Origin of the sequence: Mariniflexile fucanivorans (assembly GCF_004341235.1) — a bacterium.
Lineage (GTDB): Bacteria > Bacteroidota > Bacteroidia > Flavobacteriales > Flavobacteriaceae > Mariniflexile > Mariniflexile fucanivorans.
On sequence record NZ_SLUP01000002.1, the window covers coordinates 636,225 to 661,321 of the forward strand.

Genomic DNA, 25,097 nt, shown 5'->3' on the forward strand with positions numbered 1-25,097 from the left:
CAATAGGTTTATGAATTACTATCTCAAAAAGAGGGTAATAGGTTTAATACTTCTACTAAATAGCATAATAGGATATTCCCAAGTAGAACGTATTGAGCCCTTAAATTGGTGGGTGAATTTTAAAAATACCGAATTACAATTATTGGTTAAACATCCAAATATATCAGAAGCAATTCCCAGTATTTCTTATAATGGGGTTTCTATTAAAAAAACCCATCAAGCAGATAGTCCTAATTATTTGTTTATTGATTTAGACATTGACAAAACAACCCGTGCAGGAAGTTTTAATATCGTATTTAAGTTTAAAAACGGGAAAGTTATAAAACAAACTTATAAACTTAAAGAAAGATTAAAACCATCAGAGGAATTTATAGGTTTTAATAGCTCAGACGTTATTTATCTTATCACTCCCGATCGATTTTCCAACGGAAAAAACTCAAACGATATTGATAAAAATTTATTAGAAAAAAGTATTGATAGAACGAATGATTATGCACGCCATGGCGGTGATATTAAAGGCATCACCAACCATTTAGATTATATGGAACGTATGGGCTTTACCGCCATATGGCCTTGTCCTCTATTAACGAATGATATGCCTAATGGTTCCTACCATGGCTATGCGATGACCGATTTTTATGAAATCGACCCGCGTTTTGGTACTCTAGAAGAATACTTGGAACTATCAAATTCTGCGCAAAAAAAAGGTATAAAATTAATTATGGACCAAGTGGCAAATCATTGCGGATTAGAGCATTGGTGGATGAAAGATTTACCATTTAAAGATTGGGTAAACTATCAAAAAAACTACGAAGACAATAAACGTAACTGGAGCGATAAAGTAACCATAACTTCTAATCACAGACGCACGAGTAACCAAGATCCCTATGCCTCAAAAAAAGATCATAAAATAATGAATGATGGTTGGTTCGTATCTAACATGCCCGATTTAAACCAACGCAATCCGTTTATGGCAAAATATATTATACAGAATAGTATTTGGTGGATTGAAACGGCTGGTTTAGGTGGCATTCGTCAAGACACCTACCCCTATCCTGATAAAGAATTTATGAGTGAATGGGCAGGAGCTATTATGGAAGAATATCCTAATTTTAGCATTGTAGGCGAAGAATGGAGCCTAAACCCTTTGCTGGTTGGCTATTGGCAAAAAGGTGCCAATAACAGAGATGGCTATGAATCTCATTTAAAATCACCCATGGATTTTCCTATGCAACACAACATCGTTGAAGCTTTAAATGAAAATGAAACTTGGAGTACTGGATTAATAAAAATGTATGAAGGTTTAGCCAACGATTTTAATTATGCTACTCCAAAAGACATTATGATTTTTCCAGACAACCACGATATGAGTCGTATTTTTACTCAATTGAAAGAGGATGTAGTGAATACCAAAATGGCATTGGGTTACATACTAACATTGCCTAGAATTCCTCAAATATATTACGGCACAGAAATATTAATGAATGATTCGGCAAATCCGGGCGACCATGGTTTAATCCGTACCGATTTTCCAGGTGGATGGGATGGTGATTCTATAGATGTTTTTTCAGGTGAAGGGTTAACTATTGCCCAAAAAGATATGCAAAATTTTATAAAGAAAATTTTAAACTACCGCAAAAATAGTAAAGCCATACATGATGGAAACACGATTCATTTTGCGCCATTTTCTGAAACTTATGTACTGTTTAGAATTTTAGAAAATGAAACGGTTGTAGTTATCATTAACAAAAATGAAAACCCAATAACTTTAGATTTAAAAAGATATGATGAAGTGGGTTTAAAAGGAAAAACCTTAAAAAATATAGTGACTAATGAAACGTTTTTTTGGGACCAAGAAATGACGCTAAACTCTAAAGGAATTAGCATATTAACCACTAAAAAATAAACAAAATGAAAAAACAGCATATCTACATTTTGTTAGCAATAGCCTCCGTTATATATAGCTGCAATAAAACAAAAAAAACAGATTTAACAAAAATGCCCACAGTAGAAAATACCAGTAAAAAAGAAGTTATTTATCAAGTATTTACCAGACTTTTTGGAAACACCAATACCAATAACAAACCTTGGGGTTCTATGGAAGAAAATGGCGTTGGAAAGTTTAACGATTTTACCGATAAAGCCTTAAAAGAAATTAAAAATTTAGGGGTCACCCATATTTGGTACACGGGCGTTCCGCACCACGATGTTATAACAGATTACACCCAATATGGCATTTCTGCCGATGATCCCGATGTGGTAAAAGGACGTGCCGGTTCACCGTATGCCGTAAAGGATTATTATAATGTAAACCCCGATTTAGCTGTAAATGTTGAAAAAAGATTAGAAGAGTTTAAAGCACTTATTGAAAGAACTCATAAAGCAGGCCTTAAAGTAATTATTGATATTGTACCCAACCATATTGCTAGAAATTACAAAGGATTAACAAACCCTGTTGGTGTTGAAGATTTTGGTGCTACCGATGATAAAAAGGTAATTTATAATGTGAACAATAATTTCTATTACAACCCTAATGAAACGTTTAAGGTGCCTGTTTGGGAAAATGGATATTCGCCTTTAGGTGATGAAAAACATCCGCTTGTAGATAATTACTTTGATGAAAACCCTGCCAAATGGACTGGAAATGGGTCTCGCATGTCGCAACCTAACATTAATGATTGGTACGAAACCGTAAAAATTAATTATGGTATCTCACCCGAAGGAAAAAAAGATTTTAACGAATTACCTGCTGGTTTCGAAAATGAAGATTATAAAACTCATTTTGATTTTTGGAAAGACAAAACCGTCCCTAGTTCATGGACGAAATTTAGAGATATCGCTTTATATTGGATTGATTTTGGTGTAGATGGTTTTCGGTATGATATGGCGGAAATGGTACCTGTAGAATTTTGGAGCTATATGAACTCTAGTATTAAAATGAAAAACCCAGATGCTTTTTTAATGGCAGAAGTTTACAACCCTAATTTGTACAGAGATTATATTAAAAAAGGAAAAATGGATTATTTGTATGATAAAGTACAACTTTACGATACACTTAAACACGTGATGCAAGGCTATGGAAAAACAGATAACATCCCTCCTATTCAAGATAATTTAAAAGATATAGAACACCACATGCTCCATTTTTTGGAAAATCATGACGAACAACGTATCGCTAGTCCTGAATTTGCTGCAAACGCCGAAAAAGGCAAACCTGCCATGGTAGTTTCGGCAACCATAAGTACATCGCCAACCATGATTTATTTTGGGCAGGAAGTTGGAGAACCCGGAGCTGAAGATGCGGGCTTTGGCAAACCGTCAAGAACCTCTATTTTCGATTATATTGGTGTACCCCATTTACAACGTTGGGTAAATAACAAACAATTTGATGGTGGGCAATCAACCGAATCTGAAAAACAGTTAAGAGATTTTTATAGTCGATTATTGAATTTCACCATAAACAGTTCTGCGTTGGCAGGAAACTATCAAGATATTCATCAATTCAATAGAGAAAACACTCAAAATTACACAGATAAAGTATTGTCTTTTGTGCGTTGGAGTTCTAATGAAAAATTAATTATTATATCAAATTTTGATGCAGATAATGGACATGAATTTGAATTAAAATTACCAAATACTATTATAAAGGAATGGCAATTTAACAATGGAGTTTATAAAGTTTCTGATGCACTTTACAATCAATTTTCATCTGAATTAGTAGTTGAAAATGGCATAGGAACGGTATCTGTTAAACTAAAACCGTTGGAATCTTTCATACTAAAAATTCAATAAATCAATGATGCTTCAAGATCTTACAGAGGTTTTTAAAATTCTTGGGGTTTAAAAAAAATAAAAAATGAATCAAATCACTTTAATTTTAATCGCTTGTTTGCTTTTGTCAAATTGTAAAGGAGAAGAATCAAATATTTTAAAAGAAAAAACAAAAACACCTTTTGTTTGGGAAGCAGCCAATCTGTATTTTTTATTAACAGACCGCTTTAATAATGGCGACACATCCAACGATATTAATTTTGAAAGAACTGCCGAAACCGGAAAACTTCGTGGTTTTGAAGGTGGTGATATCAAAGGCATCACTCAAAAAATTAAAGAAGGATATTTTACCAATTTAGGAATCAATGCCATTTGGATGACGCCCATTGTTGAACAAATACATGGAAGCACCGATGAAGGTACGGGAGCTAGTTATGGGTTTCATGGGTATTGGACTAAAGATTGGACTGCCATAGAGCCCAATTTTGGCACCAAAGAAGATTTGCATCAACTCATTGCGGCTGCTCATGAAAAAGGAATTCGTATTTTGTTGGATGCCGTAATAAATCACACAGGTCCTGTTACAGATAAAGACCCTGTATGGCCTAGCGATTGGGTAAGAACGGGTCCACCTTGCACGTATGATACTTATGAAAACACAACCGCTTGCACCTTAGTTAAAAACTTACCAGATATAAAAACTGAAAGTAATGATGCGGTAGACTTGCCACCTCAATTAGTTGAAAAATGGAAAGCTGAAGGTCGTTATGAACAGGAACTTGCAGAACTTGATGCCTTTTTTACAAGAACAGGGCATCCAAGAGCCCCTCGTTTTTATATCATGAAATGGTTAACAGATTATATCTCAGAATTTGGAATTGATGGCTACCGAGTTGACACCGTAAAACACACCGAAGCCTTTGTTTGGCAGGAATTTAAAAAAGAATGTGACTTCGCTTTCGCGGAATTCAAAAAAAACAACCCAGATAAAGTTTTAGACAACAACACTTTTTATTTAGTGGGAGAGGTTTATAACTACGGAATCAGCACTGGCAAATATTTTGATTTTGGAGATAAAAAAGTAAATTATTTTGACGACGCCTTCCGAAGTTTAATCAATTTTCAATTTAAATGGAATGCGGCACAACAAGATTATGAAACCCTTTTCAGTACGTATTCAAATTATTTACATACAGACTTAAAAGGCTTTGGAACATTAAATTATTTAACATCGCATGACGATGGTGATCCTTTTGATAAAAATAGAAGCAAACCATTTGAAGCAGGCACTAAATTATTACTCGCCCCAGGAACTTCGCAAGTATATTACGGCGATGAATCGGCACGGTCTTTAATAATTGAAGGCACTCAAGGCGATGCTACTTTACGTTCATTTATGAACTGGAACGACATTAAAGAAAACCCAGAAACAAAAGCCATTTTAACCCATTATCAAAAATTAGGGCAGTTTAGAGCAAATCATCCTGCAGTTGGTGCTGGTACTCATCAAATGATTTCAAAAAACCCGTATGTTTTCAGTAGAAATTTTTCAAAAAATAATTTTAAAGATTTGATTGTTATAGGATTGGATCTGCCTAAAGGTGAAAACGTTTTGGATGTTTCAAATGTATTTAAAAACGGAGATACACTGCATGATGCTTATTCGAATCAAGAAATTAAAGTACAAAACGGAAAGGTAAAAATCCATTCAAATTTTAGTATTGTTCTGTTAGAGAAGAGTACTGAATAATCTCCTTTTTATTACAGAAAGAACAAACCAATTCAAATGATTTATTCATTTAAATTGGTTTTTTTTTATCAAACAGTCTCTTAATTTTTCACAGTCTCTACTTTAGCTACCGTGTTTTTCAGTGAGAATACCATTTATACAAAAAGTATCATTCTCCAAACACGTGTAATTTATCGACTATTTTGAACGAAAATAAATTACAATTACAAACCTCTTATTCTTACAAAAACATACAGGCTTTCTCACTATTTAATTTAAATTTGGTTACGAATTTAATCAACCTGTTTCTTATTGGAACTTTTTTATTAAACAATTGCGCTTCATCATACAAAATGATAAGTCCTAAAAGCCTAAATTACCTTTCAAGCAATAAATCTGATGATGTATTATTGGAATACAAATATGATTTATTGCATAAAAAATATGCCAAAAAAGAAGAAAAAAAAGATTTAAAATTAGTGGCAGTAAAAGTTACCAATAACTCTGATCGAGATTTAACATTTGGAAAAGACATAAAACTAACCTACGAGAACGGTAGTGAAATTTACATTTTAGACAACAATTCTGCTTTTAAGATGCTTAAACAAAGTGCTGCATCGCACTTGTTCTATTTACTTTTAACACCTGTAAATTTATATACTACGAAAACAAACAGTTATGGATTGCAAGAAGAAACAAGCTCTACGCCTATTGGCTTAATATTAGGCCCAGGTTTAGCCGCTGGAAATATGATAGCTGTAGGTTCTGCTAACAAAAAATTCAATAATGAAATGCTAGAATACAATATAAATGGCAAAGTGATACCCAAAGGAGAAACCGTTTATGGCTTATTAACTATAAAATCAGAATCTTTTAATTCCATTAAAGTGAAGGTTGAATAGTTTTTGAAAACTCGCAATTAATATTGAAAGAACTAATTATTCTTGCTGAAAAAGTTAATTAATTCGATGACAAAATTAAACTATGAAAAAATATTTAAATATCGTTAACCTTATTATTTTGTCTTTTATAGTAGTGTCATGTAGCAATAATGCTGAGCAAACTAATACAAATGATTTTGCAGGTTATTATAAAATTAACTCAATTTCGAGCAGTCTTCAAATTGATTTAAATAATGATGGCTTAAAGTCTAATGATTACCTTCAAGAGATTAAATCAAATTACATTTCTTACGATAATGAAATAATAAATTATGGCTATGATAATGAGTTAACACACAACTTTGCTGAAGCAAGACCAACAAAATACCAATCCAACAATGCTCAATTTCTAGACATTCAATTTCCAATTCAACGAATAGACTCAATCTATCAAGGAAATGACCGCTTCGTTAAAATTAATATGGAATATGAAAAAATGTATACTGGGTTTATTTACAAACTTACAAATGATAACATTGTAATAGAATCTGACCCTTTTAGTCATTTTGAGTTTTACGACATTAATAATTTTGTAATAAATAGATTAAACAACATTGAATTTGAAGTCATTTTTGATTTTAAAGTTTATGACTTTACAGAAAATGATTGGATTGAAACGACCCTAAAAGCAAGGTTTGAAAAAGTTAACGAATAAAAGTTTTATACAATAATCAAATGAAAAAAAATTACGCACAACTTTCTACAAGAATTAAAGCCGCTTTTGTTGATAGTGTTGTTTTAATAACACTTATGTATTCAGCATCCGAAATTCTAAATTTGTTTGATACGGTTCCAAACTATATAAGAATTGTAATTTTTACTTTTCTATTTCTGTTATACGAACCCATTTTGGTTTCCATTTATGGTGCCACCATTGGTCATTTTTTTAATGATATTGTTGTAAAAAGCGAAAAGGATGAAACCCAAAACATAATTTTTCCGAAAGCGATCTTAAGATATATATTAAAATTTCTACTTGGTTGGATTTCTTTCCTAACTATATCTGGAAACGAGAAAAAACAAGCAATTCACGATTTAGCTGCCAAATCTATTGTAAAACCTTATGAAAAACTGACGAAATAAATCAATTTCATGATGTAGTTGGTCATTGTGATGAAAGGAAATTGTTTTAATAATTAAAACGGACTTATATTCTAATCGTTGTTGCCAACGCTATTCAGTACAATCACTACACTTACCTGTTAAAAATATTTCTACGGAATCTATTTTATAATTTTTAACTTCTGGGATAGAAATTTTTAAATCTAAACAATCCACCTTACCGCAAACCTTACATTGAAAATGAGGATGTGCATCTATATGATGCCCAGAAGAACAGCCTTTACATTTAGCATACCATTTTAAACCATCCCTTCCAATAAATGAATGTACCACTCCACTATTTTCTAAACGGTCGAGAATACGGTACACGGTTGTTTTATTCATTTGTTGGTCAAGTCTATCTACTAAATCAATAGCAGTAATAGCACAATCTTTTGCCTCAAAAAGGTGCATTACTGCATTAACTGATTTTGTTTTTCTTATAACTGACATAGTGCAAATATAATGCAACTATGTTGCAATAAAAAATAAATGTCATATATTTGCAACTCAGTTGCATTAACAATTATTTATTTATTATGAAAGCATATCTATTCTCCTGTGGGCTTCTTTTAAGCTTTTTTATGGGTTATAGCCAAATATCTATTTCTGGAACAGTTGTAAACGAATCCAATCAAACTATTGAGAATGTAAATATTACAGTATTGCAGTCCCTTAAAGGAACCTCAACAAATTACCAAGGCTATTATCGTTTAGAAATACCTAAAAATTTAGAATCTGTTACCTTAGAATTTAGTTATGTTGGTTACAAATCGACTTTACGCACTTTAAATCTTTCAAGTTTGAAGGATACAAACAGTTACAAGCTAGATATTATTATGGTAGAAAGTACATTAGAACTTGAGGAAATAACCATATCTGCAGGTTTTGCTAAAGAAAAAGACAAGTTGCCTTATGTTATTTCTACCTTAAAAAAACAAGATATATCCACATCTGGACAAGCTAACTTGGCACAAAATCTCGCCGAAATCCCTGGAGTCTATAACATTAGTTTTGGTAATGGTGTAGGTAAACCAGTAGTGAGAGGTCTTGCTAATGCCAATTTAATTTTACTTAATGATGGTATAAAACAAGAGAATTTTCAGTTTTCGAGTTCGCATCCATTTTTAGTAGATGAAATGTCTGCAGAACGCTTTGAAATCATAAAAGGCCCTGCTTCACTACAATATGGTTCTGATGCCGTAGGTGGTGTTATTAACGTTATAAAAGAACGACCTGCTCCTGTTAATACCATTAAAGGTGAGTTTACCTCAAATTATAATACAAACACCAATGGTTATTTAAATAGCTTGGGTATAAAAGGTAGCGGTGAAAATATTTTTTGGGGAGTTCGAGCCAGTTTAAAATCTCACGAAGATTTTTCAGATGGTGATGGCAATGACGTTTATAACACAAGATTTAATGAAGATAACTTTAGTGTTAATGTAGGAACAAGAGCCAATTTTGGGAAATTCTCACTACGCTACGATTATACACACCCCAAATATGGCATTCAAAATATAGCCAGTGAGAATTTGATAAATACCATACCGGAATTCCTAAGTTCGGATAGGGAAAATCAGATTTGGTACCAAGATTTAAGCAATCATTTTATAACATCAAACAATACCATTTATTTGAATAAAAACGAATTAGACATAGATTTGGGCTATCAGTCTAATTTACGAGAGGCCAATGGCGGTGTATTTAATGCAGAAGAACAAAGCTTGCTAGCACCAACTTACGCATCCATGCAATTAAATACGTTTACCTACAACGCAAAAATGTCAATGCCTTTTGGTGATGATAAATTTCTTTTTGGCATCAATGGTGCCGTTATTTCTAATGATGCTGATGAAGAAAAACCCAATAACCCTCTACTCGATTCTAAAGTCAATAATTTCGGAATTTATGCTATTGGCGATTTTAAAATAAATGAAAAATTAATCACCACAACTGGATTACGCTACGATTACAGAAATATGACTTCCGATCCTGTTGCTACCCAAACAACAGATAGATATGCAGTAGATAATAGTTACAATAGTGTTACGGGTTCTTTAGGTTTAGTTTATAATTTTAAGAAAAATCACTTTTTAAAGACCAATATATCCTCAGGTTTTAGGTCGCCTACCATACCAGAGCTTACCCAAAATGGAGTTCATGGTGGTAGATACGAACGCGGTGATGCTAATTTAAAAGCACAACGCAATTATCAATTTGATATTAATTATCATTTTCATAAACCGTGGTTAATAATTGATATATCACCGTTTTATAATAGAATAGGCAACTATATTTATCTTATTGAAACTGCAGAGGTGGCTCCAATTGGGGATGGAAACATCTTTCAACATGTACAAAATGATGCCAACTTATATGGTGGTGAAATTGCTTTAGACATCCATCCCAATACTTGGTTGGCAATTCATAGTTCTTTAAGTTTGGTTAGGGCCGATTTAACAAATGCCCCATTAAATATAGAACATCCAACCTTTATACCTCAAGATAGATGGACCAATGAATTGAAGTTTAAAAGAGATAACGTCGGGTTTTTAAAACAGCCTTTTGCTTCGGTAGAATTGATGAGTTTGTTTAAACAAAATAAAACAGGCCAAAATGAGGAGGCAACACCAGCTTACAATTTATTGAATATGCGTTTAGGAGCGCAAATAAACTTTTTTGGACAGGATGCAGATATTTTTATAAGTGGTTTCAATTTAACCAATGAAACCTATATAGACCATCTTTCCTTCACCAAACAATTAGGACTTAATATGATTGGACGAAATATTGTATTTGGATTAAATGTACCATTTACAATACTATCTAAACAAAATAAAATTTAGTGCTATTTTGAAATAATTGTTGATAATTAAGTATAAGTACTTGTTTTGATTTTGGAAGAAAAATCTAATTTAGATTGTTGGTAAATATAAATCGTTAAAAGGGATTTATATCCTAATCGTTAGCAATCAATTAACACACACCTAAACAATGAAACAAAAATTTCTTATTGTATTATTAACATTATTTTTCATAAAATCTTACTCGCAAGAAGGAAAAGTAAAAATTCAATTATCCACAGGAACAACCTTATCAATTCCAAAAACGAGTAAACTTACAGACTCTAATATTGACGGTAATCCACAAATAAAATCTTCTACGAATATCGGAGCTTTTGTTTTACCAAGTCTAAACTATTCACTTAATGAAAAAACCTCTATTGATTTTGGTATTGGTTATTATATTGACAGATTTTCTATAGAAGAGAAAGTCGGCAATGTTACAAATGATGGCAATAGAAACGTTAGTCAAATTCAAACGCCAATTAACTTAAATTTTCATTTTGGGGACAACAATTGTTATCTATTTGGAATTGGCGGTTTTTCAAGTTTTTTAATGTCGGCTAAAGAGAAAGGAGAATCAACAATTAGTTATAATGGTTTTAATACAGGTGCAGAAAACCCTGTACTTGACCCATTAGTTAATACTAATTTATCTCAAAATTATGACAACGACATAAAAGACAGATTTAATTCAATAAGTTTTGGAGCTTTTATACAGTTAAAAAAGAATATTTCTTTTTCTGCTAACACAAAAGGCTTTTTAATCTTAAAAATTAATCAATATTTTAACTCGATAAAAAATAATGATTCTAATTCAGATTTAAGTAATTATGTTAATTTTAAGAATGAAAAAGAGCCAACAACTATTAATTTAGGAATCGGAATTGAATTATAACTTAGGCTAGCACCGTGTAAAAAATATTACTTATTTTGGTTTAGTTGTTTAAACGGAGAATACTGGAGGTTATTTACATCCATGTTCATTCATGGTGGAATTTTACACTTATTTATGAACTTAATTGGTCTGGGTATTGGAAGCAGTTTATTAGAAAAAGTTCTTGGTCCGGTGAAGCTCATAGCCGTTTATATCATTTGCGGCATACTTGCAAATCTTACGAGTATCTATTGGCACCATAACACCGTTAGTGTAGGAGCATCAGGAGCCATTTTTGGGCTTTATGGACTAATTTTGGCTTTTACAGTTTTTAAAATTTACCCAAATTATATGCGTGGATTCACTTGGATGCTTTTGGGGCTATATGCCGGTGTAAGTTTATTAGTTGGCTTTTTTGGAGGAATTGATAATGCCGCTCATTTTGGCGGACTCATTAGTGGATTTGCAATTGGATCACTATTAATTTTAATAGATAAAGAAAAACTAAAAAATGGCGCAAACTAACACCGTATATGGAAAATTGCTACTTTTAGCACTCAAGAAATATTAAATAAAATGGTTGTTTCATTCCTATTAATTGTTGTTGGTTTTTTAGGTTTAATTTTTGGGGCAAATTGGCTTGTTGATGGTTCATCGGCCTTAGCGAGAAAGTACCATATTCCCGATTTGGTAATAGGTTTAACCATTGTAGCATTCGGTACTTCTGCGCCAGAATTAGTGGTCAATTCAGTCGCTGCATTTGATGGGCATTCAGATATTGTTTTGGCAAATATAATAGGCAGCAATAATTTTAACTTATTTGTAATATTGGGAATAGCCGGTTTAATTTATCCAATAACCGTACATTCCTCAACTGCTTGGAGAGAAATCCCGATATCCCTCTTAATTACAATCGTTTTTTTTGTACTTGCAAACGATTTTTTTATCAACCAAAACTCTTTAATATCAAGACTTGACGGCATTATTTTACTCATATTATTTTTGTGTTTTCTATACTATATATTTAAACAAATGAAAACTGAAAAAATTGAAGAACTTCCTTATCTTCAAAAGTCTAATACTATGATTTGGATGTTAATTCTAATTGGTTTTAGCTGTTTACTTATTGGAGGAAAATTGGTTGTTGATAACAGTATAGAAATGGCAACAGATTTAGGAATCAGTCAAAAAATAATTGGGTTAACCATAATTGCTGCTGGGACCTCACTACCCGAATTAATTACCTCCATAGTAGCTGCACTTAAAAAAAACAGTGATATCGCGATTGGTAATGTAATTGGTTCTAATATATTTAACATTCTTCTTATTCTTTCCATTAGCTCTTTAATAAATCCTATAGAATATAATAAGTTTTTCAATCAAGATTTCGCCATCCTGATGGGAGGAACCGTTTTTTTATTAATAGCGATGTTTACTGGTAAAAGGAAAAAACTCGACCGATGGGAATCATTAATATTGCTTAGTTTTTATGTAATTTACACTACTTATTTAGTGTCAAAGGAATTATAAATTCAGAACTGAAAAATTAAAAAACAGTAAAAAAGAGTAATAAAATATAAAAAATCTCTTGATGCGACGTCATGGCGAGGCTCGAAGCAATCTCATGACGAATCGTCATTGCGAGGCTCGAAGCAATCTCATGATGAATCGTCATTGCGAGGCACGAAGCAATCTCTTAAATCGAAACTAAAAGCCTATTCTCAACTCCACAAGAAACAGATTGCTTCGTTATCTGATAGTTATCGGAACTCCTAAAAATAAAGGTAACAAGTAGCAAAACATTAAAGTTTTTTTGATAATTTTCTATTTGAATTTGTTTAAAACTCTTTATAACTTTTTACTTAGTTTAAGTAAGAAAATTATAAATTTGGGAGTAAGCACATAAAACATTAAAACGATATTATATCGTTAATCACAAGGAAAACAAAACTGAATGAATAAACAAAAAGCATTAACATATAGCCTTTTAGCTCATATTAGAACAACATCATCATTGGTTAAAGGCCCTTTGGACATCTTTGTTCCTTTAATAAAAAGGGTTATTTCCAAAATGAATGAGGAAAATATTTTTAGTGGCAAATCAATTTCGGAAATTAAAGTTTATTCTGATAGATTGTATAATATTGATTTTCCAATACCAGTAATTGAAAAGATTCTCAAGAAAATTGCTAGCGAAATTAATACTGAAGAAAACATATACTTTCAATTATATCAAGACAAGTCTTTCTCTATCAAAGGCTATTTCTTTACAGAATTTGAAGAGGATATACGTAAGCACATAATTGAAATAGATAATCTTGAAAAATTATTTCAAAAATTTATTAGTACGACCGATAATGAAAATGAAGATGAAAAATCGATTTTTAGCTTTATAGAAAAAAATAAACATTCGTTATCAAAATACCTTTCCAAACAATCTGAACAAAATGGAAAAGATTATTCAGTTGAAGCACAATTTGTTGATTATTTCAAAAATATCACGCCCGTTTACGAGTTAATCAAAGAAATTTATCTAGGTTCTATTTTAGCAGGTTATATTGAGTTTGAGCCTACAAGCGCCAAAATGAATGTTGAATTGTTACTTGACACCAATTTTATAATAGGTCTTTTAGATTTGAATACTCCAGAATCAACTCATACATGTAAAACGTTGATAAAAATTGCAGATGCACAAGGATATACTTGTAAAATATTATCTGATACAATTGATGAAATAAAATCGCTTTTACAAGCAAAATCTTCCCATTTTGACAATTCGTATTTACAAAAAAAAATAAATCCTGAAGATATTTATAACGCATGTGAGAGAAGAAATTTAAATAATGTAGATTTAGAAAGAATTTCTGATAATTTAGAAGTTGAACTAAGTAAATACAGAATATTTACTCTTTTTGACACACGAAAACTACTCAATAAAGCGAAATATAGCGATGAATATAAAATATTAAAAGAAAGAAGAAATTCTGAGAAAGCTGCACTACACGATGCAGCTGCTTTAATTTATGTAAAAGAGAAAAGAGGAAAGGATATTTATGACTTTGAAAAAGTAAATTGTTGGTTTGTAAATAATGCAATTTCAAGAGAAAATCACTCAATTTATAATCCAAACGGTAAACAACCTGAAATAATTAAAGCTGATGATTTATTAAACATTCTTTGGTTAAGTAACCCTCAATCAAAAGTGAATATTTCTGATGAACAAATAGTTGACATTGGATTATCATCTTTAATTTCTTTGACCTTAAACCAATCGTTACCTAAATCTTCAATAATTAGGGAATTAGATGATAATATTCAAAAGTATGCTGATAAAGAAATAAGTGATTCAGATATAATTAGGATTGCAACACGAATAACAAGTAAACAACTTAAAAATGTTGAAGAATTAAATAAACTTGCAGAAACAGACAAAAAAGAATTTGTTAGTAGATTACAACAGGAAGCTAACAAGCAAAAAGAAACGGAATCCAAAAGATTTAGAATGCTAGAAACTGCGGTAAAAGAATTGAATAAAAAAACTTCAAAAATTGAAGTAGTAGAAAAAGAATTCATAGAAAAAACAAAAGAAAAAGATTCAAAAATATCTTCACTTTTAAATAAAGCATCAAATCAAAATAACGAAATAGAGTTTCTTAAAAATAAGCTTCTAGAAGAACAAAATATTAAACGTGAAGAGTTAAGAGAAAAATTTTATTCCAATAATATAAAAAAATGGCGTTGTAAAAGTTGGCTTGAAGTCTCCTTCTCTATCTTGCTTGTTATTATACCTTTTCTCTATTTATGCTATAAATCAAATTGGATTGGAAATCAAATTGTCAAAACCATTCTAGAGTTAAAAACTGACTTCTGGATTGGTCTGTTAATAACGATTTTTGGATTTTTTTTCACAAAAATATCGTTACCAACTTTAGTTGGAAAGTATAGAAACCATTCAAATATTGAAAATTTCAAGAAAGGATTAAAATTACCTGACAACTATAATAAACTTGAGAAACCTAACACCTAGTATAAAAAATAGACATTTAAATACTTAATCTAAAATTATTAAATCAAGCAATTTTTTAGGAAAAACTGGAATATTATTATATAATAATTGACTAAATTTTAAAAACAAAACAATAAATACAACACTAATTCACACTCTTCCCCTTCTTACTACCTGCAAACAATACATTTTTAACCAAACACTAATCAGAAGCGCAAAACAATCTCATAAATAAATAAATAAATACTACTCTACTACCTCAAAATTATCCTCAAAATACGCTTTCGCCACTAACCATTGATCTTGGTGGTTTTTAGGGTTTCTTGCAATCATATCACCTACTTTTGGGCTTCCTGCTTTTGAATCTGCTTCGCTAATTGACACATTAGCATCTAATGTTTCTCCTTTAACGTAAGGTCGCATTTCGCTTACATTTTTTCGTCTATATTGTTTAAATTCACTCATTTTATATCATTTAAATCTGGGTTATCAAAACTTTTACTTAATTAGCAACTTAAACTAAACAGATTGCTTCGTGCCTCCTGTGCTAGAGCGAGTTTGCAAATGGTTCTGCCAGCAGTAGAAGAAAGTTAGCATGAAATTCAATAGTTATATTTAATGAGATTCCTGCATCCGCAGAGATTTGTTAATTCATATACTTCCCCTTCTTACTCCCCTCATACATCACATATTTAACCAAGCGTGCTTCCAGTTTGGCGTTAAACAAATGTATTTTTCTTGAAGGACGTAAACCCACATGTTTTAAAGCATCGAGGTTACTGGTTATAAACCAAGCTTCCGTACCTGGATAACCTTGTTTTAAGGTATCGCCAATGTTTTTATAAAATTTTTCCATATCAATATCTAAACGCTCACCGTACGGCGGGTTAAATACCATGTGTAGTTTTTCGTCGCCTCCTTTTTGGGTTTTAAAGAAATCTTCGTGTTTAACTTCAATAAAATCGTCTAATTGGGCATTTTTTACATTTTCTATGGCTTTGGCTACGGCACTTGGTGCTTTATCGTACCCCGTAATTTTATGATGAAAATCGCGTGTTTTTTTAAGTAAGGATTCTTCAATTTTTTCGAATAATTCCACATCCCAATCGTTCCAACGCTCAAAAGCAAATTCTTTTCGCATCAGGTTTGGCGGTATGTTACAGGCTATCATAGCGGCTTCAATAAGCATGGTGCCAGAACCACACATAGGGTCCATAAAATCGGTTTGACCGTCCCAACCCGATAGCATAATTAATCCTGCTGCCAACACCTCGTTTATAGGCGCAATGTTGGTGGCTAATTTATACCCACGTTTGTGTAAAGAATCGCCCGAAGAATCCAACGAAATGGTACACTGGTGTCTATCTACATGCACGTTGACTTTTAGGTCGGGAAATTTTAAATCAACATTAGGGCGTTCGCCCGTGGTGTCACGAAACTTATCTACAATCGCATCTTTGGTTTTTTGAGCGATGTACAGTGAGTTTGTAAATAATTCGGAATGAATGGTGGCATCAACAGCGATGGTTCCCGTAGGTTTTACGTATTGATCCCAAGACATTTTATATAAATTGTCATATAAATCCTTTTCGTTGTTTACAATAAAGGATTTTATAGGTTTTAATATTTTTATGGCTGTACGCAAACCTAAATTGGCTTTGTACATAAAGCCTTTATCGCCCGAAAAAGAGACGCTTCGTACGCCTGTTTTTACATCCAGTGCGCCTAGTTGCGTAAGCTCGTTTGCTAGTAAATCTTCAAAACCAAATAGGGTTTTGGCTAACATATTAAAATTTTCTTCCATTGTTTATCTCGAATAGATTGCAAAAATAATGTAATTTTGCGGTTAATTAACCAGCTTTTGCTGATAATGGGTTAAGGATGGCAGTCCTTCGACTGCGCTCAGGATAAACTTATCCTTTTGTTTTCTGTAAAAAAGAACCTTTCGACTGGCTCAAAGTAACAAAACAAAGGATATAGCCTAAAGCCTGACCCCGATTTTTATTCGGGGTAACCCCAAAATAAAAAAAGTATTCCTACTTTCGTAGGAAATTGATATGAATAAAGATACAACTACTTGGTTTACTTCTTGGTTTGACACGCCATTTTACCACATTTTATATAAGGATAGAGACGATACCGAAGCGCAACAGTTTATGGATACGCTTACGGGCTATTTGAATATTCCAGAAAACGGAAAAATTCTAGATTTGGCTTGTGGGCGCGGTCGCCATGCGGTGTACCTAAACTCGTTGGGATTTGATGTTACAGGCGCCGATTTAAGTGAAAACAGCATTAACTACGCCAAACAATTTGAAAACGACACGCTGCATTTTGAGGTGCATGATATGTGCAAACCTTACAACCAACCGTTTGATGCCATATTTAATTTGTTTACCAGTTTTGGGTATTTTGATAAAGATGAGGATAATTTAAGCACCATTAAAGCCATTAAAACAGATTTAAACGACTTTGGTTTTGGGGTGATTGATTTTATGAACAGTGAACAGGTTATTGATAATTTAGTGCCCGAAGAAATAAAAACGGTTGATGGCATTGATTTTAACTTAAAACGGTATGTGGAAGCTGGTTATATTGTAAAAGATATTAGCTTTACTACCGATGGTGAAGATTACCACTTTCAGGAACGTGTTAAAGCTTTTACTTTAGCCGATTTTGAAGCACTTTTTGAACAGGCTGGAGTATATTTATTGGATGTTTTTGGTGATTATAAATTACGTAAGTTTAACAACAAAACATCCGAACGTTTAGTAATGATTTTTAAATAGGTTAATAATAGATCCTTTTACACATTTATATTTTACATGATTACATACTTGTTAACTTTTAGTGCCGTTGTTATTGGCGTTATTATTGCCTTTTTTGCAAAGGATAGAAGACAATGGAACATCAAACTTCTACTCTCTTTTAGTGGTTCATTTTTATTGGCTTTAACACTTTTTGAGCTTTTGCCCGAAGTGTACCAACATTTAGAGCCTAAACTTACCGGACTTTATATTATGTGCGGTATTTTGTTGCAATTGGTGCTGGAGTTGTTCTCTAAAGGTGCCGAACATGGGCATGTACACATACACAAGCATGAAACGGAGTTTCCGTGGTTGCTATTTATAAGTTTATGTATTCATAGTTTTTTAGAAGGTTTTTCTATACACGACCACAACGATATGGTGTATGGCATTTTAGTTCACAAAATACCTATTGCGACAATTATTAGTATGTTTTTATTCCAATCAAATTATAACAAAAAACAAATTGCCGCCTTTTTATTCATTTTTGCCTGCATGACACCATTAGGCACTTTAATTGGCCATACTTGGGAAGCACTTACCGCCTATTCACAAATTATTAATGCGTTTGTTATTGGTATATTTTTTCATATTTCAACCACTATTTTATTTGAAAGTGCTGAAGGACATAAATTTAATTTATCGAAATTCATATCTATTGTTTTAGGCGTAGCGGTGGCTTATATGATTTAGGCATTAGGCATTAGGCAAAAAAATTTGAAACTTTGCTGCTTTGCTACTTTGCTACTTTGCTACTTTGAAACTTTGAAACTTTGAAACTTTGAAACTTTGAAACTATAAAAAAATGTTTTCAAAAGAAGAATCTAGGAAATTAAGACAAGAATTTTGGACGAGTTACGGGAAATCGTTTCCACGGAAATGGATTTTGTACGACACAAAATTAAAAGGATTTTCGTTTAAATTTCATTTTGATACGAAGAGTGCTTTGGTGGCTTTAGATTTGGAAGACGATTTAGAGTTTAGAATAAAATACTGGGAAAAGTTAGTAGCTTTAAAATCGATTCTTTTAGATGATTTTTTACCTGAAGCTATTTTTGAAGAGGAATACCTACTGGAGAACGAAAAAGAAATCTCCAGAATTTACGTGCCTTTAGAACAAAAAGTATCTATTCACAACAAAAATACCTGGCGTGATGTTATGGAATTCTTCAACGAAAAAATGAGCTTATTTGAAGCCTTTTTTGAAGAATACAAAGATGTGATTGAAGATTAATTGCATGCAGATTTTTGATTAACGATTAACGATTTTAAAATTATTAATTGTTAATTGTTAATTGTCAATTGTTAATTGTCAATTTTTAATTGCTAATTGACTTCTCCATTAGAAAATCGTCCATAAAAAACCCACCACCAATAGGCGCTTTTAAAGAACCTACATTAACAAAACCCAATTTTTTATAAGCACTAATTGAATTTGCATTATTTATATTAACCGTTAAACGGATGGTTTTCAATTGATAACTTTTGGCTTTTTCTTCAATAAACTGCATCGCTGCTTTTCCTATTTTTTTTCCTCGAAGGCTTTTTAAAACATAAATTTTACTCAAAAACAGGGCTTTTTCTTCTTTTTTAATAGCTATGTAACTTGCAGGAACGTTGTTATAAGTAATCATATAGTAATCTACACCAGTACTAACTTGATTTCTAATCGCTTCTGCAGACTGAAAATTTTCAAGCATATAATCTATTTGAGGTTTTCCAACCATGGGAATATAATATTCACGCCAAATTTCATCAGCTAAAATGGCAATATGTTCAATATCTTTTTCTGTTGTGGCAAGGGTAATTTCAATCATAAATCTGGTTTACATTCAAAAGGTTCCCGTGAAGACAGGAATTACAAAAAGGTTAAATAACATAAAAGAATATCATAAAAAAATGAAAAATGGCACCTGCAAGTACAAATAAATGCCAAATTACGTGGTTGTAAGGTATCTTCTTTATAGCATAAAACAGGATTCCAACGGTATATGCTAATCCACCAAAAAACAATAGCAATACGCCATTGCTGTCCATTAATTTAGAAAGGTTTGTAAAATCGAATACAATAAGCCATCCCATAACCAAATATAAAAGCGTAGAAAATATTTCGAACCTACCCGTAAAAAACAACTTTAAAATCACTCCAAAAAAAGCGATGCCCCAAACCACATAAAATAAAGTCCAACCTAAACTTTCATGTAGCGTAATTAATAGCACGGGCGTATAAGTTCCGGCTATTAGAAAATAAATACTAATGTGGTCTATAATACGGAAATAATGCTTTTTAACATCGTCTTTTACATAATGGTAAAGTGTAGAAGCTGTAAACAACACAATGATGGAAATGCCGTAAACAATAACACTAAACAAGCTCCAGTTGGTTTTATTGCTATCAAAAATAATAAGCGATGTCAATCCTAAAACGCCAAAAATCGCACCAATGGCATGCGAAATGGCATTTAATCGTTCTTGTAGTGGTGTTTGTTTGTAAACTGACAACTTTATTTATTTTTCTGTTTATCGATCCAAATATCTGTTAAATCGTAAAAATTATATTCTTCAGCAGCTTTTTGTCGAACCAATAATCCGCTTTTAAAACTTCGCTGGAGGATATCTTCTATAAGATAATCTTCATATACATTTTTGGGGTCGAAAGGTTTTTTTAAAGAAATATCGAACATGCTCGCTGTGGTATTGTACCAAAAGGCACGCCATCCACTGCGAAGTTCTTTTACCAACCCAAAGGTGGTATGTCCGGTTTGTCTGTGTATTAATTTTACTAAAATTTGTCCTTCGGTTCGAGACATTTTTTTTAATTCATCTGAAAATTCACCTTCAATATACTTTTGAATAATTTTAGTATAACGACGCTTATCACTCGCTTTTTTCATGGATTCCAATCTAGCATTTAAAGAATCCAACCTTTCGGAAGCTAACTTAGCATACGGATATACTTTTAGTGTTTTTCGGCGTAAAATTAAATATCGAATCCTATCTTCTTTACTCGGAAATTTCATATTACCCAATATGTAAACCGGGTTTAAATTTACAATGGTTTGAGGCACCGAATCACCATCTATAAACATATATTCATATTCCGAAGTATCTTCTTCCCCGTCTTTCACTTGGGCAAAGAAAAAAATAGGACATAGTAGAAATAGATATATTATAAAATTCTTCATAAAACTTTTTGGAGCAATAATCTTTCAAAATTAACAAATTACAATGTTTAAAACATTTTTTTTCTATTTATATTATTAATTTAGTGCAAAACTTTAACACAATACGATGAAGAGCATTTTAAACAAAAAGTCGATAGACTTTTTAGAGTCATATTTAAACAATGCAGCGCCTACTGGCTATGAATGGACAGGGCAAAAGCTGTGGATGGATTATTTAAAACCTTATGTAGATGAGTTTATTACAGACACCTACGGAACTGCTGTAGGCGTAATAAACCCAAAAGCGAAGTACAAAGTAGTTATTGAAGGGCATGCCGATGAAATTTCATGGTACGTGAATTATATTTCGGATAATGGGTTGATTTACGTCATTCGAAATGGGGGAAGCGACCACCAAATAGCACCTAGTAAAGTGGTAAATATCCATACAAAAAACGGCATTGTAAAAGGTGTTTTTGGTTGGGTGGCGATCCATACTCGTGATAAGGCTAAAGAAGAATCGCCAAAACAAGATAATATTTTTATTGATTGTGGGTGTGCTACTAAAGAAGATGTTGAAAAACTAGGGGTGCATGTGGGGTGCGTTATCACTTATCCAGATGAGTTTCACATATTAAATGACAATAAATTTGTGTGTCGTGCCTTAGATAACCGCATGGGTGGTTTTATGATTGCTGAAGTAGCACGTTTACTAAAAGAAAACAAAAAAACCTTGCCTTTTGGATTGTACGTTGTAAACGCAGTACAAGAAGAAATTGGATTGCGTGGCGCCGAAATGATAACCCAAACCATAAAACCCAATGTGGCCATTGTGACCGATGTAACCCACGATACCACAACGCCCATGATTGAAAAGAAAATACAAGGTGATATGGAAATGGGCAAAGGCCCCGTAATTGCCTATGCACCAGCGGTACAGCAAAAACTACGCGATTTAATAACAGATACCGCCGATGCTAAAAAAATACCATTCCAACGTAATGCGTTATCGCGTGCAACAGGAACTGATACCGATGCTTTCGCCTATAGTAATGGTGGTGTAGCATCTGCACTTATTTCGTTACCACTTCGTTACATGCATACCACTGTAGAAATGGTGCATAGAGACGATGTTGAAAATGTTATTAAGCTTATTTACGAAAGTTTGCTTAACATAAAAGAAGGCGAGACTTTTAGCTATTTTAAATAATATTTAATTTATACCGTCATTGCGAGGAAGCATGACGAAGCAATCTTATGATTTTAAGTTCTATTTCATGAGATTGCTTTGTTCCTCTCAATGGCGTTTTATAATTTTTATGGACGAATACATAGACGTTGTAGATAAACACGGAAACCCCACAGGGAAAACAGAATTAAAGTCAATTATCCATCAAAAAGGTTATTACCATCATACAGCACATGTTTGGTTATACAATAAACAAGGGGAGGTATTATTGTCTCAACGTTCAGCAAAAAAAACTATTTGTCCGCTCATGTGGGATGTCTCGGTTGCTGGACATATTGATGCAGGCGAAACCCCAAAACAAGCCGCTGTAAGAGAAGCGCAAGAAGAAATTGGCATAACCATTTCAGAAAATGCCTTACAACTTATAGGTGTTTTTGAATGTTTCCAATCATACAATAATAACATATTTGACAATGAATTTCACAACACCTTTATGGCTGAAATTACGGAACCCCTTTCTGAATTAACATTACAAGAAGAGGAAGTTGAAGCTTTAAAATTTGTTTCTATTCATGAATTAAAAAAGTTAATAGAAAACATAGGTGATGACAATCATTTTGTGCCTTCCAACAAAGCTTATTATGAATTGGTATGGCAAAATATTATGAAAAAACTAGCTTAATAAATGAATTTACTTCTTATTGCAATAGTTCCTATTTTTATTGTAGTTCTATACATTTATTTTAAAGACATCTACGAAAAAGAACCAAAACGTTTATTGCTTTATAATTTTTTATTGGGCGCCATAGTTAGTATTCTTATCACGACCATTTTGTATTATGGTTTTAACATGGTATTGCCTCTCACAGATAAAACCAGCGTTTATCAACAATTTATAAAAGCTTTTTTTGTAGTTGGTTTTACTGAAGAATTGAGTAAATATCTCATTGTTCTTTATTACGCGCAAGCACACAAAGAGTTTGACGAACCCTTTGATGGCATTGTGTATGCCGTTATGGTATCGATGGGTTTTGCTGCTACCGAAAATGTTTTTTACGTATTGGAAGGTGGTGTTACTACAGCCATTTTACGAGCATTTACCGCAGTACCAGCACATGCTACATTTGGTGTTTTAATGGGTTATTTTATGGGAAAAGCTAAATTTTCGAATAATAAGATTGTTTTAAATTTAGCGGGGTTATTACTTGCCATCTTATTTCATGGGGCTTATGACTTTTTCTTGTTTATAGACTTCATTCCAGGGGTTTGGGTTGGTGCCTTTATTTCGTTATTTATTGGCATTCTTTTATCTAGAAAAGCTATGAAAGCACATTTGAAAAATTCTCATTTTAGAGTGGATTGAAATCAATAATAAAGCAAAACAAAAACACCAGATTCACCTAACTTCAAATCAAAGTATTCAATTTTTTAAAAAATTATAATAAAAGAATCTAATATAGTTCATACATTAGGATACATTTTGATATAATAATTGTCTAAAAAAGTATAAACTAAATCTAATGAAGTAAATAAATTATAAGGCCTATGAAACCAATAAACACTGCTTTATGTTCTTATGGAATGAGTGGACATGTTTTTCATGCACCATTCATTTCGGCAAACCCAAATTTTAATTTATATGGGGTATATGAAAGAACAAAAAATGAAACTCATAAACAGCATTCTAAAGCAAAAATATTTAGAACTTTAGAAAGTATGTTGATTGATGACAACATCGAGCTAGTAGTTATAAATACACCTAATGTTACACATTATGATTTTACCAAAAAAGCCATAAATGCTGGTAAACATGTTATCGTTGAAAAACCATTTACAGCAACGGTTGCCCAAGCCGAGGAGTTAATTGAATTAGCTAAAGAGAAAAATTTACTTATTTCTGTATATCAAAATCGTCGGTATGACAGTGATTTTAAAACAGTTAAAAAAGTACTTAATGATGGTTTATTGGGTACTATTGTAGAAGCTGAAATGCATTACGACCGATATGAACCCGTACTGAGCTATAAAACGCATAAAGAAACACCTACTGAAGCCGTTGGTAGTTTATACGATTTAGGATCGCATTTAATTGACCAAGCCTTGGTTTTGTTTGGCATGCCTGAAGCTATTTTTGCAGATTTAAATTCATTTCGACCTAAATCTAAAGTTGGCGACTATTTCGATTTAAAACTATTTTATCCATCACACAGAGTGATTTTAAAATCCAGCTATTATGTTCGAGAAGCTTTACCAGGATATATTATACACGGTACAAACGGTTCTTTTATAAAACCTAAAACGGATGTTCAAGAAAAAGATCTTCAATCGGGAAAAATACCTGGAACCTGTAATTGGGGAACAGAATCTGACAAAGACAATGGATGGTTACATACCGAAATGGATGGTGAAATCATCAAAAAACACATTCCAACCCTAAAAGGTGATTATATGGCATATTATGATGGCATCTATGAAACATTAAGAAATAATAAGCAGGTACCCGTTTCCGCAGAAGAAGGTCTGAATGTTATAAAAATTATTGAATTGGCATTAAAAAGCCATAAAGAAAGAAAAGTGATTTATTTATGATTTTTCCAGATATTCTCAGTGAGGTATCTCTTTTTCTTAACCAAAATTCGGTAACAGATTCTGTATAAACTAGTATT

23 protein-coding genes and 1 pseudogene are annotated in these 25,097 nt (G+C 32.3%); 18 read left to right on the forward strand and 6 right to left on the reverse strand.

Annotated features, from left to right (window positions below; genetic code table 11):
• Positions 1-10 precede the first annotated feature (10 nt).
• From EV196_RS06125 to EV196_RS06150, 6 genes are all read left to right on the forward strand, one after another.
• Positions 11-1,906 carry a glycoside hydrolase family 13 protein gene (locus EV196_RS06125; RefSeq protein ID WP_132216187.1) on the forward strand — a complete coding sequence of 632 codons (1,896 nt, stop codon included), beginning with the start codon at positions 11-13 and terminating at the stop codon, positions 1,904-1,906.
• 5 nt (positions 1,907-1,911) lie between these two features.
• The gene (locus tag EV196_RS06130) at positions 1,912-3,792 is read left to right on the forward strand and encodes an alpha-amylase family glycosyl hydrolase (protein WP_132216189.1); all 1,881 of its coding nucleotides are present in this window, start codon (positions 1,912-1,914) and stop codon (positions 3,790-3,792) included.
• 64 nt (positions 3,793-3,856) lie between these two features.
• Entirely contained in the window at positions 3,857-5,521 is a 1,665-nt protein-coding gene (locus EV196_RS06135; protein ID WP_132216192.1) for an alpha-amylase family glycosyl hydrolase, read from the forward strand.
• 332 nt (positions 5,522-5,853) lie between these two features.
• Entirely contained in the window at positions 5,854-6,402 is a 549-nt protein-coding gene (locus EV196_RS06140; protein ID WP_243652185.1) for a hypothetical protein, read from the forward strand.
• 82 nt (positions 6,403-6,484) lie between these two features.
• On the forward strand, positions 6,485-7,096 hold the full coding sequence (locus tag EV196_RS06145; protein ID WP_132216195.1) for a hypothetical protein: 612 nt from the start codon (positions 6,485-6,487) through the stop codon (positions 7,094-7,096).
• Positions 7,097-7,116: 20 nt separating this feature from the next.
• Entirely contained in the window at positions 7,117-7,524 is a 408-nt protein-coding gene (locus EV196_RS06150) for an RDD family protein (protein WP_132216198.1), read from the forward strand.
• Between the two features lie 90 nt (positions 7,525-7,614).
• Here EV196_RS06150 and EV196_RS06155 read toward each other — a convergent pair whose 3' ends face one another.
• On the reverse strand, positions 7,615-7,995 hold the full coding sequence (locus tag EV196_RS06155) for a Fur family transcriptional regulator (protein WP_132216201.1): 381 nt from the start codon (positions 7,993-7,995) through the stop codon (positions 7,615-7,617).
• An 86-nt stretch (positions 7,996-8,081) separates the two neighbouring features.
• Between EV196_RS06155 and EV196_RS06160 the strand changes: the two genes are divergently transcribed.
• The 5 genes and pseudogenes from EV196_RS06160 to EV196_RS06180 all read left to right on the forward strand — a co-directional run bounded on the left by EV196_RS06160 (position 8,082) and on the right by EV196_RS06180 (position 15,292).
• The gene (locus EV196_RS06160) at positions 8,082-10,391 is read left to right on the forward strand and encodes a TonB-dependent receptor (protein ID WP_132216204.1); all 2,310 of its coding nucleotides are present in this window, start codon (positions 8,082-8,084) and stop codon (positions 10,389-10,391) included.
• A gap of 148 nt (positions 10,392-10,539) precedes the next feature.
• Positions 10,540-11,286 (forward strand): outer membrane beta-barrel protein, encoded by a 747-nt coding sequence (locus EV196_RS06165; RefSeq protein ID WP_132216207.1) that lies wholly within the window; start codon positions 10,540-10,542, stop codon positions 11,284-11,286.
• Between the two features lie 66 nt (positions 11,287-11,352).
• A pseudogene (locus EV196_RS06170) lies at positions 11,353-11,790 on the forward strand (rhomboid family intramembrane serine protease); the annotation flags it as partial.
• Positions 11,791-11,841: 51 nt separating this feature from the next.
• Complete coding sequence (locus EV196_RS06175) at positions 11,842-12,795, forward strand: calcium/sodium antiporter (RefSeq protein WP_132216213.1); 954 nt, start codon at positions 11,842-11,844, stop codon at positions 12,793-12,795.
• A 424-nt stretch (positions 12,796-13,219) separates the two neighbouring features.
• Positions 13,220-15,292, forward strand: coding sequence for a hypothetical protein (locus tag EV196_RS06180; RefSeq protein ID WP_132216216.1), 2,073 nt, complete (start codon positions 13,220-13,222; stop codon positions 15,290-15,292).
• Positions 15,293-15,517: 225 nt separating this feature from the next.
• Here the strand turns inward: EV196_RS06180 and EV196_RS06185 are convergent, their stop codons facing one another.
• Positions 15,518-15,736: a hypothetical protein gene (locus EV196_RS06185; protein WP_132216219.1), complete on the reverse strand. Its 219-nt coding sequence runs from the start codon at positions 15,734-15,736 to the stop codon at positions 15,518-15,520.
• 181 nt (positions 15,737-15,917) lie between these two features.
• Positions 15,918-17,075: a THUMP domain-containing class I SAM-dependent RNA methyltransferase gene (locus EV196_RS06190; RefSeq protein ID WP_132216222.1), complete on the reverse strand. Its 1,158-nt coding sequence runs from the start codon at positions 17,073-17,075 to the stop codon at positions 15,918-15,920.
• Positions 17,076-17,328: 253 nt separating this feature from the next.
• Between EV196_RS06190 and EV196_RS06195 the strand changes: the two genes are divergently transcribed.
• The 3 genes from EV196_RS06195 (at position 17,329) to EV196_RS06205 (ending at position 19,312) form a co-directional block, all read left to right on the forward strand.
• Positions 17,329-18,060 (forward strand): class I SAM-dependent methyltransferase, encoded by a 732-nt coding sequence (locus tag EV196_RS06195; RefSeq protein WP_132216225.1) that lies wholly within the window; start codon positions 17,329-17,331, stop codon positions 18,058-18,060.
• Between the two features lie 36 nt (positions 18,061-18,096).
• Positions 18,097-18,771 carry a ZIP family metal transporter gene (locus EV196_RS06200; RefSeq protein ID WP_132216228.1) on the forward strand — a complete coding sequence of 225 codons (675 nt, stop codon included), beginning with the start codon at positions 18,097-18,099 and terminating at the stop codon, positions 18,769-18,771.
• Between the two features lie 112 nt (positions 18,772-18,883).
• Complete coding sequence (locus EV196_RS06205) at positions 18,884-19,312, forward strand: DUF4268 domain-containing protein (protein WP_132216231.1); 429 nt, start codon at positions 18,884-18,886, stop codon at positions 19,310-19,312.
• Positions 19,313-19,397: 85 nt separating this feature from the next.
• Here the strand turns inward: EV196_RS06205 and EV196_RS06210 are convergent, their stop codons facing one another.
• Genes EV196_RS06210 through EV196_RS06220 form a run of 3 tightly spaced genes read right to left on the reverse strand, consistent with a single transcriptional unit; the run spans position 19,398 to position 21,263 of the window.
• Positions 19,398-19,895, reverse strand: a complete 498-nt coding sequence (locus EV196_RS06210) for a GNAT family N-acetyltransferase (RefSeq protein ID WP_132216234.1) — start codon at positions 19,893-19,895, stop codon at positions 19,398-19,400.
• A 52-nt stretch (positions 19,896-19,947) separates the two neighbouring features.
• Positions 19,948-20,580, reverse strand: coding sequence for a PAQR family membrane homeostasis protein TrhA (gene trhA / locus EV196_RS06215; RefSeq protein WP_132216237.1), 633 nt, complete (start codon positions 20,578-20,580; stop codon positions 19,948-19,950).
• A 2-nt stretch (positions 20,581-20,582) separates the two neighbouring features.
• Entirely contained in the window at positions 20,583-21,263 is a 681-nt protein-coding gene (locus EV196_RS06220; RefSeq protein WP_132216240.1) for a DUF4294 domain-containing protein, read from the reverse strand.
• 106 nt (positions 21,264-21,369) lie between these two features.
• On the opposite strand from EV196_RS06220, the gene EV196_RS06225 reads away from it, so the two are divergent.
• The 4 genes from EV196_RS06225 (at position 21,370) to EV196_RS06240 (ending at position 25,020) form a co-directional block, all read left to right on the forward strand.
• Positions 21,370-22,452, forward strand: coding sequence for a M42 family metallopeptidase (locus EV196_RS06225; protein WP_132216243.1), 1,083 nt, complete (start codon positions 21,370-21,372; stop codon positions 22,450-22,452).
• Positions 22,453-22,561: 109 nt separating this feature from the next.
• On the forward strand, positions 22,562-23,113 hold the full coding sequence (locus tag EV196_RS06230) for an NUDIX hydrolase (protein ID WP_132216247.1): 552 nt from the start codon (positions 22,562-22,564) through the stop codon (positions 23,111-23,113).
• Positions 23,114-23,116: 3 nt separating this feature from the next.
• Positions 23,117-23,794, forward strand: a complete 678-nt coding sequence (locus EV196_RS06235) for a PrsW family intramembrane metalloprotease (RefSeq protein ID WP_132216250.1) — start codon at positions 23,117-23,119, stop codon at positions 23,792-23,794.
• Positions 23,795-23,976: 182 nt separating this feature from the next.
• Entirely contained in the window at positions 23,977-25,020 is a 1,044-nt protein-coding gene (locus EV196_RS06240; protein ID WP_132216253.1) for a Gfo/Idh/MocA family oxidoreductase, read from the forward strand.
• Positions 25,021-25,097: the final 77 nt, after the last annotated feature.

Bases quoted from the DNA above. Each gene is read 5' to 3' on its own strand.
- EV196_RS06140 (WP_243652185.1), top strand. From the start codon at position 5,854: ATGATAAGTCCTAAAAGCCTAAATTACCTTTCAAGCAATAAATCTGAT.
- EV196_RS06145 (WP_132216195.1), top strand. From the start codon at position 6,485: ATGAAAAAATATTTAAATATCGTTAACCTTATTATTTTGTCTTTTATA.
- EV196_RS06210 (WP_132216234.1), bottom strand. From the start codon at position 19,895: ATGATTGAAATTACCCTTGCCACAACAGAAAAAGATATTGAACATATT.
- EV196_RS06225 (WP_132216243.1), top strand. From the start codon at position 21,370: ATGAAGAGCATTTTAAACAAAAAGTCGATAGACTTTTTAGAGTCATAT.
- EV196_RS06130 (WP_132216189.1), top strand. From the start codon at position 1,912: ATGAAAAAACAGCATATCTACATTTTGTTAGCAATAGCCTCCGTTATA.
- EV196_RS06135 (WP_132216192.1), top strand. From the start codon at position 3,857: ATGAATCAAATCACTTTAATTTTAATCGCTTGTTTGCTTTTGTCAAAT.
- EV196_RS06220 (WP_132216240.1), bottom strand. From the start codon at position 21,263: ATGAAGAATTTTATAATATATCTATTTCTACTATGTCCTATTTTTTTC.
- EV196_RS06125 (WP_132216187.1), top strand. From the start codon at position 11: ATGAATTACTATCTCAAAAAGAGGGTAATAGGTTTAATACTTCTACTA.
- EV196_RS06195 (WP_132216225.1), top strand. From the start codon at position 17,329: ATGAATAAAGATACAACTACTTGGTTTACTTCTTGGTTTGACACGCCA.
- EV196_RS06235 (WP_132216250.1), top strand. From the start codon at position 23,117: ATGAATTTACTTCTTATTGCAATAGTTCCTATTTTTATTGTAGTTCTA.
- EV196_RS06160 (WP_132216204.1), top strand. From the start codon at position 8,082: ATGAAAGCATATCTATTCTCCTGTGGGCTTCTTTTAAGCTTTTTTATG.
- EV196_RS06180 (WP_132216216.1), top strand. From the start codon at position 13,220: ATGAATAAACAAAAAGCATTAACATATAGCCTTTTAGCTCATATTAGA.
- EV196_RS06185 (WP_132216219.1), bottom strand. From the start codon at position 15,736: ATGAGTGAATTTAAACAATATAGACGAAAAAATGTAAGCGAAATGCGA.
- EV196_RS06150 (WP_132216198.1), top strand. From the start codon at position 7,117: ATGAAAAAAAATTACGCACAACTTTCTACAAGAATTAAAGCCGCTTTT.
- EV196_RS06205 (WP_132216231.1), top strand. From the start codon at position 18,884: ATGTTTTCAAAAGAAGAATCTAGGAAATTAAGACAAGAATTTTGGACG.
- EV196_RS06155 (WP_132216201.1), bottom strand. From the start codon at position 7,995: ATGTCAGTTATAAGAAAAACAAAATCAGTTAATGCAGTAATGCACCTT.
- EV196_RS06165 (WP_132216207.1), top strand. From the start codon at position 10,540: ATGAAACAAAAATTTCTTATTGTATTATTAACATTATTTTTCATAAAA.
- EV196_RS06230 (WP_132216247.1), top strand. From the start codon at position 22,562: ATGGACGAATACATAGACGTTGTAGATAAACACGGAAACCCCACAGGG.
- EV196_RS06190 (WP_132216222.1), bottom strand. From the start codon at position 17,075: ATGGAAGAAAATTTTAATATGTTAGCCAAAACCCTATTTGGTTTTGAA.
- EV196_RS06175 (WP_132216213.1), top strand. From the start codon at position 11,842: ATGGTTGTTTCATTCCTATTAATTGTTGTTGGTTTTTTAGGTTTAATT.
- EV196_RS06200 (WP_132216228.1), top strand. From the start codon at position 18,097: ATGATTACATACTTGTTAACTTTTAGTGCCGTTGTTATTGGCGTTATT.
- EV196_RS06240 (WP_132216253.1), top strand. From the start codon at position 23,977: ATGAAACCAATAAACACTGCTTTATGTTCTTATGGAATGAGTGGACAT.